Genomic DNA, 13,097 nt, shown 5'->3' with positions numbered 1-13,097 from the left:
GCGGCGACGTGGCTGCGCCTAGTCGCAGCGCTCACTCTCATCGCGGGCACTACGGCCACCGCGGCACCACCGTCGACCGCCACAGACGCGGCCGCGGGTTACGTCGGCAGCACGGCCTGCACGCCATGCCACGCCGCGCAGGCTCAGGCGTGGCGTGGCTCCAATCACAAACGCGCGATGCAAGTCGCCGACGCCAAGACGGTCCGCGGCAATTTCCACGATGCGTCGCTGTCGCACTCTGGAATCACGTCGAAGTTCTTCCAACGCGATGGAAAGTTCTTCGTCCGCACCGAGGGCCCCGACGGCAAACCGGCGACCTTCGAGATCAAGTACACCTTTGGCGTCGAGCCGCTGCAGCAATACCTCGTCGAGTTCCCCGGCGGCCGGTTGCAGAGTTTGACCCTCGCCGCGGACACCCGTCCGAGCGCGTCGGGCGGTCCGCGTTGGTTCGCGTTGTATCCCAACGAACGCATCGTACCCGGCGACCCGCTGCATTGGACCGGTGCGGACCAAACATGGAACTACCAATGCGCCGCCTGTCACTCGACCAACCTGCGCAAACACTACGATGCCGCCGCCAACCGTTACGCGACTACGTGGTCCGAAATCGACGTCGCCTGCGAAGCCTGCCACGGCCCCGGCGCTCGGCATCTGGCGTGGGCGACAGCGGGGAAAGATCCCTCGGTATCCGACTATGGCCTAAGCGTCCGACTCGCTCGCTCAAGCGACACACGGTGGACCATCGATGCGCAGACCGGCAACGCGCGACCGGCATCTCCAGCTCATGCGCAGGCGACGATCACGGTCTGCGCCCCATGCCACTCGCGGCGCAGCGTCATCAGCAACGAATACCGGCCTGGCCAACCGCTGCTCGACGCATACCTTCCCGCGCTGCTCACGCCGGGTCTCTACTACGCCGACGGTCAGATCGATGGTGAGGTCTACGAGTACGGCTCGTTCGTGCAGAGCCGCATGTATCGCAGTGGTGTCGGCTGCACGGACTGCCATGAGCCGCACAGCCTGAAGCTGCGCGCCGAAGGCAACGCAGTGTGCGCGCAATGCCATCTGGCGGCGAAATACGATGGCCCGGCGCATCACTTCCATCCCGCCAACTCGAGCGCAGCGAAGTGCACGAGCTGCCACATGCCGACCCGCACCTACATGATTGTCGATCCGCGCCACGACCACAGTCTGCGCGTGCCGCGCCCCGATCTGTCGGTCGAGATTGGGACGCCCAATGCCTGCACGCAGTGCCACACCGAGCGCAGCGCCGAATGGGCGCGTGATCGCGTGCGCGAGTGGTACGGGCACGACCCCGTTGGCTATCAGACCTACGCGCGCGCGTTGCACGCCGGGCGGACCGGGAACCCCGACGCCGCCGCGCTGCTCAGCCGACTGGTGACCGACACCGTGCAGCCGGGAATCGCCCGCGCCACCGCGCTGGGGCTGCTGCGCGTGAGCCCGGCCACTGCGGGCGCCGTCGAGACCGCGCTGCGCGATGACGATGCGCTCGTTCGTCGCGCCGCGCTGGCGTCGCTGGAGGCGATCCCGCCGCCCCAGCGCGTGAAGCTGGCCACGCCGCTGTTGGACGATCCGCTGCGCGCCGTGCGCATCGAGGCAGCGCGCCAGCTTGCGACGGTGCCAGCGGGCGATCTGGATGAGTCGCTGCGCGCACGCATTGATCGCGGCGCGGCCGAGTATGTCGCCGCGCAACGCGTCGATGCCGACCGTCCGGAAGCGCGCACCAATCTCGGTACGCTTTTCGCGGAACAAGGCCAGGGGCCGCAGGCCGAGGCGGAGTTTCGCGCCGCGATCGCGTTGCAGCGGAGTTACACGCCGGCCTATGTGAACTTGGCTGATCTCTATCGCATCGAGCAGCGAGACCCGGACGGCGAGCGGCTGCTGCGCGCCGGGATCGCGGCCGCGCCCGACGACGCGGCGCTGCAGCTCGCGCTCGGTCTGCTGTTGGCCCGTCAGAAGCGGCTGCCTGAAGCAATCGACGCACTCCAGCGCGCAGCAACGCTGCGTCCGGACGATCCGCATTTCGGCTACGTGCTCGGCGTGGCGCTGCACTCGAGCGGACAGACCGAACGCGCACTGGTGGCGCTATCCACCGCAGCAGCGCGGCATCCAACGGATCGCGAGTTGCTGTTGGCGTTGGCGACGATCAACCGCGACGCGGGCAAGCGCGACGCCGCGTTGGAGTATGCGCGCCGACTAGCGGCGGTCGCCCCCGACGACCCGAGCGCGAAGCACCTCGTGAATCAGCTCAGCGCGAATGCAGACGCACCCGTGAATTCGCAACCCCGTTGAACGCGAACGCCAACCGGTTTCATCAGTTCGTACTTGCCGCACCTAACGACTGAGCGTCGACCACGATCACGGAGTGCAACGTGGACACGTACACTCGCCGCCCGTCCGCGGCGACGACGACTTCGCGGGCGTTGTCGGCCACCTTCGCTGTCGCTTGCACGCTGTTGGTCGAGGCATCGATCACCGTGATCGTTCCCGCCATTTGGCTCGCCACGTAGATCCGTGCCCCGTCGCGCGATAGCGCCAGCCCGGTCGGTTCGATCGGCACGGGCACGGTGGCGGTGACCTGATTGGTGGCGAGATCGATTACCGACACGCTGGGGCCGCCGAGGTTGGTGGTGTATGCGCGTTTGCCGTCCGGCGAAAGGACGATGCGATAGGGCTTCGGTCCCACGGCGAACGAGGTGGTAACCAGCCGAGAAGTGGTGTCCAACACCTCGACGGTACCGGTGGCGCAAAAGTTCTTGCACCCGGCGACGTAGGCGGTGCGTCCGTCGGGTGCGACCGCGACATCGACCGGTTGCATATCCATCATCAGACTCGCGGTGTCGGGTGTGACAGTGTCGACGACCGCCATCGCTTGGTTCGCCCCGTTCACGACGTAGGCGGCCGTGCCGTCCGGCGACACGCTGACGCGACCGAATCCGCCGCGAGTAAGGCTGGCGAACAGTTGGATAGGTGAGTCGACCGCATTGATCGCCAAGTCTACCGTCGTCAGCTTCACGGCAAAGAGGTTGGTGACGAAGGCTCGGGCACTATCCGGTGTCAGCGCCAGCCCGGCCGGATACGGATCGATCGAGATCGTTGCGATCACGGCGTTGCCCGCGGTGTTGATCACCGAAAACTGCGAATTGGAAGCGGCGTAGAGCCGAGAGCCGTCGGCAGAGAGCGCGAGCAAGGTAGGGCCTTCTCCCACCGGGATCGATGCAATCACCGCGCTGGACACCACACCGCCACCACCCGATAGCTGCGACATGGCGGAGCAGCCGGTCAGCAGCAGCATCGCTGCGCCGACGAGTGGCGTCGCGCTCATCAACGAATCTGCAAATTTCACAGTCCCTCCATTTGTCATCGCTTGCGAAGGGTTTGCACAAAATCCCGGCGGTCTGTCCGTCATACCGGCGAAAGCCGGTATCCAGGCGGGGACGTGTGGTTCGATCCTGGATTCCGGCTTTCGCCGGAATGACGAGCGCGGAGATTGCTCCATTTTGAGCGAAGCCCCTTACGGAGCGAGATTCTTTAGCTCGCTGGTGCGACCGGTTTGCGACAGGGCGTTGCAGTCGCTTTGGTCGCGGCAATAGGTGACGTACACGGCTTGTCGTCCACAGCCGCGCACGCCGATGGTGTACTCCGTCCCTTCGAAGCGAAACCCTTGGACGAGTTTCTGCGACAGCACCGTGGCCTCCACGGTCGGGCAGTTGAGTTCGAAGCGGGCGCGACTCTCTGTGGTCTGCATGGCTGAGGGCGCATTCTGCACCAACGTGTTGGCGCAGGCGCTCGCCAGCAGGGCCACCAGCATCGCCGCCGTGCCCCTCGACAAATCGCCGGTACGATCACCTGTGTTGTTCATCCGCGTGTCCTCCCTGATTTCGTTCGTTTGCGCTTCATTGCTTGTGTAGTCCCGCCGCGTGCCCGCTCACCAAGCGGGCGATCAGCACCGCCAGATACAGTTGGCCCGACAAGCCCTCCGCCACCGAGAGCGATCGCGCCGCAGCGCTCAACGGCGACATATCTCCATACCCCAAGGTCGAGAGCGTCACGAAGCTATAGTATTGCATAAGGGGCGACTTCGGCGCTGTCGACGTTTCCCAATGGGCCGCCGCCGCAAGGGCGGGAGAAATTGTGAACGCATCCGGCGACACCGATACCAGCAGCGTGTAGGCAAAGCCCCACGTCACTCCCAGCAAGAGGTAGGCGCACACGCCGCCGACTATCGTGTCAGCGCTAATGGTTTGCTCAGAGAGGACGGTGATCAAGACGATCACGGTCAGGAACGCGAGGAATGCCATTGTGAAGGCGAAGGTGACGGAATGAGGGATCGGAGAATGGGGGAGATGCAAGGTCCATTGGCAGATGAAGGTCGGCAGAGCGAGCGCCGCCGTGGCTACGCGCACGCGGCGCCCGACGCTGCGTATCGCGAACAGCATCAGCACGGAAAGAGTTAGGTCGATGAGTAGCGCGCGGAGTTCGACATCACTGACGGTGATCAGGAGGAAGAAGAGGACCACCAAGACGATCGTCAGCCCGGTGAAGCGCCCGCGGAGCACTCGGGCGGTGGCGGCTGCCGGCTGTCCTCCCTTCGCCGATTGTCCGTCCGCGGGCCTGGGCATCGCCACCTCACCTCACTTGCGTTGGCGGACTGCCTCGGCTTCAGTTGGTGGAGGCCAGCACCTTTCCCATTTTCGAATCAATGTGGATGATCCAGAAGGCCTCGACGTCTTCTTGGGTGACCATCGCCACCACACCGACCTGCGGAGCGAAGAGATAGTACGCGGTGTCCTGCGTGTGGGCAGGCCCGACCTTGCCCTCATACTTGAGGCGCATCAGGACCGCCTGGTAGGTTCCCGCTGGTACGGTCACCTGGTAGGTGCCGACGTACGTATACGAGCCGTTCAGGTTTCCTGAGTAGTCCTGCCTCGTCGGATCGTCGAGGTAGTTCACCGCAACCGTCTGCGAGAACGTTCGGGTCTCGCCCGGCTTGATGCCGTTGATGACGAACGGGTTCGGCGGCGTCGTGATCACCAAGACATCGTGGTCGGAGTCGGCCACCGAGGGCATCATGAAATCGCCCGCGGCGTTCTGGCTGATGAAGCCGTTGAGTGTGGGCGAGATGCCAAAGCGCCACGCCGGCGTTCCGTTGGGCCGGTTGCGCTTCGCGACCTTGAGCGTCTGCGTGTTGCCGGCGTTCGGTCCGGCCGTGACCAGGTAAGTCAGCGACCGTTCCTGCAGCGGGAAGTAGACGGCGGGGTTGGTGATGGGATTGCTCGGCAGCGCCTGACCCACCACGCCAGCCCCGAGTCGAGCGGTAATCTCCTGCTGATCCTCAGCCGGTAGTGGCAGCACCGGCCCATCCGCGGCCCACAGACGGCCGACAGAGACAGCGGCAACAGTGAAACAGCAGAGCATCGCGACTACGAACGAACGCATAGGCTTCATACAATGGCTCCTCGTTGGTTGTCTTGAGTTCTAGGTAGCAAGCGCCTGGGCTGCGGGTCAACCATGACGGCCACAGCCTCGCTTCCCGGTGCGCATAACATACGGCGCTCCTTCGCGCTCGGCGAACGCTACTCCGTGGTTGTGAGGCCGAGTGTAGACTCTGGTGCCGGGCTCGGCTGCTGCGCGGCGGGCTGAGCGTCGAAGCTGCCGCCGAGCACGAGGTGCAGTTGGATGCGATTGGCGAGTTGCGCACTGCGCAGCTTGATGACCTCGCCTTGGCTGGCGATCTGTTCGGCTTGCAGGTGCAACACTGACAGCAGGTCGATGGCTCCGGCTTGATAGCGCAGCTTGGCGATTCGCACGGCCTCGCTGCGATCGCCGAGCGCCCGCTGTTCGTACTGCAGGCGCTGCGCCAACAATTCTTGGTTGGTCAACGCGGCCTCCACTTCGCGGAATGCCGTCAACACCGCCGCGCCGTAGCGCGCCACCGCTTGTTCCTGCTGCGCGGTGGCGATCTTGATCTGCGCGCGCAACGATCCCGCCTGATAGATTGGGAGATCCATGCCGATCGCCCCGTGAGCCAGCCATGGGTTGAGCCGCAGTAACGAGAGCACTCCGCTGCTCAGTTGCCCGCCGTCCACCACGAGCCCGATCGACGGCAACAGCGCCAGCCGCGCGGCTTCCTGGGTACGGAATGCCGCCAACACTTGGCGCTCCGCCGCCACGAGGTCGGGCCGTCGTTCGAGCAGTGAGGAAGGCATCCCGGCGGCAACCGGCGGCGGCAGCAGCGCGAAGGTCTCGGCGATTTCGAGTTCGGCCGCCGGGTAGCGTCCGATGAGCACTTCCAGATTGCGCCGCGCGTCGGCGTAGAGACCTTCGACGGTGCGGACCTGGCTCTCGGCGACATTGAGGTTCGCGCTCGCCTCCGCGACGTCGAGATCGCCGACCTTGCCGGCGGTGCGGCGCAGTTTCACCAGCTCGAGCAGCTCGCTGAACAACGCGACGCTCTCGCGGGCGAGCGCCACGAGCTGACGCGTGGCGACGGCGAGGTACCAACTCTGCGCCGCGGTCGCCGCCAGCGATTGCCGCGCGAAGGCGTAGTCGAGGGCGCTCCCTTCATAGCTTGCCCGAGCGCCGGCACGCTGCGCGCGCAGTCGGCCCCACACGTCGATCTCCCAGGCCGCGGCCAGATACTCGTCGTTGCTCTTGAACGTCCCGGCCTGACCCTCGGCTTTGGTGATGGCGCCGCCGACGCGCGCGCCGATCTGCGGCAGCAGCCGGGCGCCGGCGATCACGATGTTCTGCCGCGCGATCTCGACCTGCGCCGCGGCTTGGCGCAAGTCGAGGTTGTTGGCGATCGCTTCAGCGACCACGGCGTCCAGACGCGGATCGTCGAACGACTTCAGCCAGTCGCCGCTCACCTCGTCGCCGCCGGCAGTGGCACTCCAAGCCGGCGGAACGCTCGTGTCTTTCGGCAAGGCATGCTCCAACACGTCGGTGTGCTGCGGCGGTGGAGCAAGAGGGCAGCCGGATAGCACGGCTGCCACGACGACGGACGCCACATGTCCTCGCCAAGCGCGCGCACGCCATCGCGTCATCACGCGTCGCATCAGAACGGCGCGTCGCATCAGAATGGAATGGGATAGAGCCAGTTGAGCCACGAGTAACTGCGGATGCCGATGCGGCGCAGCGCCGCGAAGCCGCCGCCGCCGGTATAGATCGCGGCGGCGCCTTGCGCGCCGATCGGGAACTTCGACGGGTCTTCACCGGCGAGCGCGATGCGCACCGCGAAGCGCCCCTGCGGGATGTCCGGCGGCAGTGGGTTGAAGGTGGGCAGCGTGCCGCTCGGCAAGAGCTGTCCGATGCCGCTGGCCTTCCAGACGCTGTCGACCTTCCCCTTGAAAATCTGCCCCGGGTACAGATTCAGCGCGACCTCCACCGCTTGCCCGGCCTGCACGTACTTGAGAACTTCTTGATCGTAGGCCGCCAACAGGTAGCGATCGGCGTCGCAGATGAACGACGCGATCGCGCCGATGCGGTAGTCGCCGGCCACCATGCCGGGGCGGACTTGCAGGTTGATGATGTAGCCGTCCTCGGGCGCCACCAACGTCGTATTGTCGAGATAGTATTGCGCTTGAGCGAGTTCGGCTTGCGCGCTGGCCACCGCGGTGTTGACGCCACCGACTTGCGATTCGTACTTCAGCCGCGCCCGCGCCGCCTCGGCAACCGCTTCGCTCACGCCGGCGTCAGCGATGCGCAACTGCGCGATCCATTTCTGCGCGTCCTCCTCCGAGCCGGCGCCCTTCTTGGCGAGGGCTTGCGTGCGCTGTTGCTGCTCCTTCGCGTACTCCAGCTCGCCCTTGGTCTTGGCCACCTTTTGCGTGGCGACTTCGAGATCGGCCTTGAGCACGAGGACGTTCTGCGTGGCTTGCGCGAGTTGCGCGGCGAGTTGGCTGACCTTGTACTCGTAGGGGCGGCGGTCGAACTGGAACAGCGGCTGCCCTTTCTTGACCGGCACATTGGGCTCGACCAACACCGCGGTGACCAGCGTTGGTTCCGACAGCCGCGGGACCAGTTGGATGGTGTGTTGAATCACCTTCGCGTCGGTCGAGTAGGGGGCAACGAAACGGAGGCCGACGAGAAACACCAGCAAGAGATGCAGCGCGAAATATACCGAGACGACGCCCCACGCGATGCTGAATTGGAGCCACTTGAGTTTGAAGAAGATCAGCCAGAAGAGAAAGGCGATGAAGACGGAAATCAGCAGCGCGGGAACCATGCAACGCCCGGCTAACCGCGACCCGAGGACAGGGATCTCACCACAGAGGCCACCGAGAACACAGAGGACAAGGATCTCAGAGGTTGTTGCATAACAGCCCGTTGAAGAAGGGCGCCGCCCTTCGAGACGGCGCGTCGCGCCTCCTCAGGGCGAGCGGGAAAGTGTTGTGGCAGAAGGGGAGAACCGCTCATGCTGAGGAGCGCCGACAGGCGCGTCTCGAAGCATGCAGGGTTTTTCAACGGGCTGATAGAGGTGAAGAACTTCATTCCCGTGAGGTTGCCGACGGACGAGGCTCCACGCGATTCTCTGGGGCAGATCTCGGTGTCCTCGGTGCCTCTGTGGTTCATGATTCTCCGCCTGGCGGTTGGCGATGGCTGCCGCTGGACGTCACATCGCTCGATGCCTTCCCTTGCGCCGGTGCGGTCGCACCCTGGAGGCGGGCGATCTCTTCGTCGACGGCGATGCGCTCCGCGCGCGGAAAGCGGCGGATGTCGACGATGTCGGTCGGCTTGAACGCCCAGATGAAGGCCTGGATCCACGGCACGGCGAAAAGCAGCCCGGCCCAGCCCATGATCTTGACCGCCTCGGCGTCGGGGTGTTTGCGAGCGATCGCGATCCGCCCGGGCAGACCGGCGATGAGCACCGCCACCGTACCGAACGCGCCGATAAGCACGGCCAGCGCGGCGAACGTCGCGTAGTCCCAGAAGTCGAGGTCAAACCCGAGCATGGCAAGACAGCCGATTCACCACCGAGGCACCGAGACACAGAGAAGAATTTTCCGGAGATTTCTCGCCTCTCCGTTCGCCCCCTGCGTCTCGGCGCTCTCTGCGGTGAGAATTCTTTCGAGTCACGAGCGTCAGTTGTGCTCCATTTGCATTTCGTGCACCGACTCCTTCGACGGCACGATCACGCAGGTTGCGAGCTTCTTGCGGCACGCCGCCACCTGCTTCTTGCAGTCCGCGTCGATGCACTGCTCGTCGGCCTTCTTGAGCAGCGCCTTAGTCGCCTTCGTCTCCAGGTTGATGTTCAAGGCCTGGGTGACGTTGACCGGTGGTACCCACACGTACTTCTTGCTCTTCGCCTCTCCGGCGTAAGCTGAGGCCACCAGCACGACTGTGGCAAGAGCGCCGACCGCCGAGAGGGTTACAAGTTTGCGAGACATCGATCACCTCCTGTTGTTGAGTTGCAATGGTCGCCGTTAACCCTGATCCGAAAAAAGATCTCACCACCGACGGCACCGAGAGCACTGAGAGGCAAGGATGTCAGAGCTGTCATGTCGTCGGCGAATAGCATCATTCGGATCAGGTTCCTGTGAAAGCCGTCCAGGTCTGATTCTCCGTATCACACCTCTGTGTTCTCGGTGCCTCTGTGGTTCATTATTTTCGATTTGAAGGTAACCACAGGCGGCGGTGGTTACGGATTCGCGCCATTCCTCATCTTGCTCCGCCACTGATCCGTGCAGTTGCGCACGGTCTCGACATCGGTGCTGGCCCTCCGAGCGATCTCATCGGCGCTCAGGCCGCCACCGCCCTGATCCAGAATCGCGACGATCTTGGCGCAGCCTGCGGCGATGGGTTGCGCGGCGCCCCCACCACCCTTCGGAGCGTTCGCATCCTTCATCGTGGCCCGCCACTGGTCAGTACAGTTGCGCACCGTCTCCACGTCCGTGCTGGTCTTCTTCGCGACCTCCTCAGCGCTGAGGCTGCCGCCACCTTGCTCCAGCACGGCGACGATCTGGGCGCAGCCGGGTGGAATTTGTTGCTGCTGTCCCGGCGCTGCGCTCGCCGCTACAACGGTGAGGCCGATCAGTACCGCCGTCATCACGCAGATTCCTTTCATCGTCATGCCCTCCCGCTATCGCTTTGCTGCGCCACTTCTAACCGTGTGTCATCTCGGAAGTTCGCATCACATCTTCAAACAACAGCGACCCATCTCTAAAGCCTGGAGAATCACGAAACCCCGAAAGCTCGAAACCGCGAGACCGAAATCTCCTTCGTGCTTCCGCTATTTCGAGATTTCGTGATCTCGGTATTGTTCATCGACCTTGAGCATCGCGACACCTAGAGAACCTTCTTGAGCTTACGATCCGTTCCGTACGGACCCTCACTGCTCGAACGCGAAGATGCGCTTCCATTCTTCATGCTCTCAAGGCTTCAACTCGAACTGCTTGAGTTTCTCCGCCGCCGTGCCGAAGTGGCCAAGATGGTAAACCGCCGCGCCGGCTGGCGAGAAGGTGAACGCCGCAAACGGTTCCTTGAGCATTTTGTCGAGGTAAGTCCGTGGGGCAAGGCCGGTGGTGACGTGTGGACGGTAATGCTTGCCGGAAGACTTCGGCACGAACTCCGAAACATATTTGATCAGCAACGGGTTGATCTCGGGAGTGTCGCCGGTGACGAACGCGGCCGAGGTTCCGGCTTTTGCCGCGAACGGGGTCACGGCGTCGATCACCTTTTGCTCCAGCGCGAGCAATTCCGGGGTTGGCTTGATGACAATGCCCGAGAGACCCAGGTCCTTGTCCGGGATGTAATAGTATTTGAAGGCTTCCAGCTTCAGGCCGGTCACATTGGCGCTGGCGAAGACTTTGCCGACAGCGGCATAGATTTTATCGAGATCCTCGGTGCGGACGAATCTCTGCACCAAGGTGATGTGGGGACGGTGGGAGGCATCGAGCGCGAAGCCCTTCGGAAATACCTTGAGCAGACGGTCGTTGGTGTCGGTCGCGTGCTGGATCATCACGGCATCCGGCTCCAGCAGGATGTCGATGGCCGTGATCGCGTTTGGCTCGACGGCGAGGGCATTTCCTCCGGCCAGGGCGACGGCACAGACCATCGCTCCTTTGAGCAGGAAGTGAGTAAGGTTTTGGGTGGTTGGTTTCATGGTTGGTTCCCTTCTGCGGTTTGTTGGTGGGTTGACGGATGACTATTTTTCGAAGGCGAAGATCTTCTTCCAGTCGTTCTTCATGCTGACCACGATCCAACCTTTGCTCTTCGCTTCGGCCATGAGGGCGTCGGGGAACGTGCCTACTTTGGACTTCGGGCCGTAGGCGTACTCGCGCTCGGCGTCGTCGTGGTGCACCAGCAGCATGAGGCGCGCGCCGTCGCCCGCCCCGGTGTACTCGAGCATTTGCTTGTCACCGATCGAGTTACCGAACGCCACGACCGGGCGTCGGCCGATCATCATGTGGATACCCTCGGGCTTGCCGGCCTTGTCGTCGTTCAGCAGCAGCTTCGGCACTTTGGTCAGGATCGGCTTGCCGCTCTTGTCGTACCCGAACTGCGTCGCACCCACGGTGCCGACCACCTGCTCAGGTGGGACGCCGTACACCTGCTCGGCGTAGACGCGTACGAAGTCCTGGCCGCCGCCGGTGACGAAGTAGGTCTTGTAGCCGTGGTTGCGGAACAGCCTCATCACTTCCAGCATCGGCTGATACGTCAGCTCGGTGTACAGGTGCTTGTAGCGGTGGTCCTTGGCGGAGGCGAGCCACCGTTTCACTTCCTCATTGAACTCCTCCACGGTCATGCCGGTAAGCGTAGCGCCGAGGATTTTCTCCAGATCCTTCATTGTGAACTTCGCCATCGCCTCGCGGTCGCCGGACAGCACGGCCTTGAATGGTTCGACGGTTTTCAACTCGGGCTTCTTCTGCGCCAGCGCGTGGACCCGCTCGAGGCAATAGACCACCTGCGTATACATCGGCTGCTCGACCCAAGTGGTGCCGTCCTGATCGAATGCGGCGATGCGCGCCTCCGGCGCCACGAACTTCGGATTGGACTGGTCCGTGGTCGCTTGCACGAAATCGATGATTGCCTTCTTGACCGGACCGTCGTTCCACGATGGAAGCGGGTCCGTCTGGGCGTGCGCACGCACGCCGCCGAGTAGTAGCGCACACAGCAATAGTGCCAGTGCATGCCTTGGTCGATCGCGAGTAACGGCCGATTTCATCTGAGCCTCCTTCGTCGTCGAACGCTGGGCAATCCTCCTCGCCGTCTGAGCGATTTCTTGGATTGCTCACTGCACAATCTTGATCGTGGGCGGCGTCCAGGTGCCGTCCAGCATCGCCTTGTCGGCCCAATAGCCGCGCAGGTAGAGCGAGAACGTGCCGTTAGGTGCCGGCAACCAATTGGCTTCCTTGTCCTTGCCGGGAGACGTTGCACCGGCATAGAGCGTGAGCGAGCCGTCCGCGTTGTATTGCAGCGTCTTGTTCTTCGTGCCGAGCGAGTAGCGCTGCAGCGGGTTGGCGTTGAAGAGGTGGTGATCGTTGTAGAGCGTCACCGACCAGAAGCCTTTGACCGGCGGCAACTGACCCTTGGCAAAAGTAACCGCATACAGGTTCTGGCCGTTCATCTGTGTGCCGCTGCTGTCATTGTCGTTGTAGAAGTACACGGCTTCGGGCGGCACATTGACATAGATGTTCGTATAGGCGGTGGCGGTCCGCGTGAAGTAGTCCGCGCCAAACTCCGCGCCGTTCTTCAAGGTGGTCCAACCGTTGCCGGCGGCTACGCCGTTGTAACGCCACTGCCAAAGCGGTTCGACGAGTTCCTTTTCGGCGGCGACAAAGGACTCAACCAGTGCCTGCTTGATTGCCGGGTCTTTTGCAGCGGCCTCGAACACCGCGCTGATTTGACCGTAAAGAGCTTCTTCGCCCGGCAACACCGGCACCTGCTTCAGCACCGCGGGCAGCTCGTCGAAGTAGGTCTCCGGGTTCACCCACTTGATCCTCATCAAGGCCTCCGCCTCCGTGGCCCTTCGGGGTACGGTGGCTGTGGCAAACAACTCACCCCACGAAGGAGGAGACCTCGATGAGATTCTACACCACGCAACATCAGTACTACTGTGGAATCGATCTGCATGC

General features: G+C 63.4%; 13 protein-coding genes. 1 reads left to right on the top strand and 12 read right to left on the bottom strand.

Translation table 11 applies throughout. From position 1 onward, the window contains the following. Positions 1 to 12: 12 nt before the first annotated feature. Positions 13 to 2,313, top strand: a complete 2,301-nt coding sequence (locus HYR72_26020) for a tetratricopeptide repeat protein (protein ID MBI1818455.1) — start codon at positions 13 to 15, stop codon at positions 2,311 to 2,313. Between the two features lie 22 nt (positions 2,314 to 2,335). On the opposite strand, the gene HYR72_26015 is transcribed toward HYR72_26020, so the two are convergent. From HYR72_26015 to HYR72_25960, 12 genes are all read right to left on the bottom strand, one after another. After that, positions 2,336 to 3,367, bottom strand: coding sequence for a YncE family protein (locus tag HYR72_26015; protein ID MBI1818454.1), 1,032 nt, complete (start codon positions 3,365 to 3,367; stop codon positions 2,336 to 2,338). A 168-nt stretch (positions 3,368 to 3,535) separates the two neighbouring features. Beyond that, positions 3,536 to 3,883: a hypothetical protein gene (locus HYR72_26010; GenBank protein MBI1818453.1), complete on the bottom strand. Its 348-nt coding sequence runs from the start codon at positions 3,881 to 3,883 to the stop codon at positions 3,536 to 3,538. 34 nt (positions 3,884 to 3,917) lie between these two features. Next, positions 3,918 to 4,643 carry a two pore domain potassium channel family protein gene (locus HYR72_26005; GenBank protein MBI1818452.1) on the bottom strand — a complete coding sequence of 242 codons (726 nt, stop codon included), beginning with the start codon at positions 4,641 to 4,643 and terminating at the stop codon, positions 3,918 to 3,920. A 40-nt stretch (positions 4,644 to 4,683) separates the two neighbouring features. After that, on the bottom strand, positions 4,684 to 5,469 hold the full coding sequence (locus HYR72_26000) for a hypothetical protein (GenBank protein ID MBI1818451.1): 786 nt from the start codon (positions 5,467 to 5,469) through the stop codon (positions 4,684 to 4,686). A gap of 128 nt (positions 5,470 to 5,597) precedes the next feature. Further along, entirely contained in the window at positions 5,598 to 7,067 is a 1,470-nt protein-coding gene (locus HYR72_25995) for an efflux transporter outer membrane subunit (protein ID MBI1818450.1), read from the bottom strand. Positions 7,068 to 7,096: 29 nt separating this feature from the next. Beyond that, complete coding sequence (locus HYR72_25990; protein ID MBI1818449.1) at positions 7,097 to 8,248, bottom strand: HlyD family secretion protein; 1,152 nt, start codon at positions 8,246 to 8,248, stop codon at positions 7,097 to 7,099. 343 nt (positions 8,249 to 8,591) lie between these two features. Then, positions 8,592 to 8,975, bottom strand: coding sequence for a DUF3302 domain-containing protein (locus HYR72_25985; GenBank protein MBI1818448.1), 384 nt, complete (start codon positions 8,973 to 8,975; stop codon positions 8,592 to 8,594). 129 nt (positions 8,976 to 9,104) lie between these two features. After that, positions 9,105 to 9,410, bottom strand: coding sequence for a hypothetical protein (locus tag HYR72_25980; protein MBI1818447.1), 306 nt, complete (start codon positions 9,408 to 9,410; stop codon positions 9,105 to 9,107). 251 nt (positions 9,411 to 9,661) lie between these two features. After that, on the bottom strand, positions 9,662 to 10,069 hold the full coding sequence (locus HYR72_25975; protein ID MBI1818446.1) for a hypothetical protein: 408 nt from the start codon (positions 10,067 to 10,069) through the stop codon (positions 9,662 to 9,664). A 324-nt stretch (positions 10,070 to 10,393) separates the two neighbouring features. After that, complete coding sequence (locus HYR72_25970; GenBank protein MBI1818445.1) at positions 10,394 to 11,125, bottom strand: hypothetical protein; 732 nt, start codon at positions 11,123 to 11,125, stop codon at positions 10,394 to 10,396. Positions 11,126 to 11,167: 42 nt separating this feature from the next. Further along, positions 11,168 to 12,187 carry a haloacid dehalogenase-like hydrolase gene (locus HYR72_25965; protein MBI1818444.1) on the bottom strand — a complete coding sequence of 340 codons (1,020 nt, stop codon included), beginning with the start codon at positions 12,185 to 12,187 and terminating at the stop codon, positions 11,168 to 11,170. A 66-nt stretch (positions 12,188 to 12,253) separates the two neighbouring features. Then, positions 12,254 to 13,097: DUF1254 domain-containing protein (locus HYR72_25960; GenBank protein MBI1818443.1), on the bottom strand; the 844-nt coding region annotated here is incomplete at its 5' end.

The sequence above is a fragment of the Deltaproteobacteria bacterium genome (genome assembly GCA_016178705.1).
GTDB lineage: Bacteria > Desulfobacterota > Binatia > HRBIN30 > JACQVA1 > JACOST01.
This window is presented reverse-complemented; position numbering and strand designations above follow the sequence as displayed.

Bases quoted from the DNA above. Each gene is read 5' to 3' on its own strand.
- HYR72_25985 (MBI1818448.1), bottom strand. From the start codon at position 8,975: ATGCTCGGGTTTGACCTCGACTTCTGGGACTACGCGACGTTCGCCGCG.
- HYR72_25975 (MBI1818446.1), bottom strand. From the start codon at position 10,069: ATGACGGCGGTACTGATCGGCCTCACCGTTGTAGCGGCGAGCGCAGCG.
- HYR72_25990 (MBI1818449.1), bottom strand. From the start codon at position 8,248: ATGGTTCCCGCGCTGCTGATTTCCGTCTTCATCGCCTTTCTCTTCTGG.
- HYR72_25980 (MBI1818447.1), bottom strand. From the start codon at position 9,410: ATGTCTCGCAAACTTGTAACCCTCTCGGCGGTCGGCGCTCTTGCCACA.
- HYR72_25965 (MBI1818444.1), bottom strand. From the start codon at position 12,187: ATGAAATCGGCCGTTACTCGCGATCGACCAAGGCATGCACTGGCACTA.
- HYR72_26000 (MBI1818451.1), bottom strand. From the start codon at position 5,469: ATGAAGCCTATGCGTTCGTTCGTAGTCGCGATGCTCTGCTGTTTCACT.
- HYR72_25970 (MBI1818445.1), bottom strand. From the start codon at position 11,125: ATGAAACCAACCACCCAAAACCTTACTCACTTCCTGCTCAAAGGAGCG.
- HYR72_25995 (MBI1818450.1), bottom strand. From the start codon at position 7,067: ATGACGCGATGGCGTGCGCGCGCTTGGCGAGGACATGTGGCGTCCGTC.
- HYR72_26010 (MBI1818453.1), bottom strand. From the start codon at position 3,883: ATGAACAACACAGGTGATCGTACCGGCGATTTGTCGAGGGGCACGGCG.
- HYR72_26005 (MBI1818452.1), bottom strand. From the start codon at position 4,643: ATGCCCAGGCCCGCGGACGGACAATCGGCGAAGGGAGGACAGCCGGCA.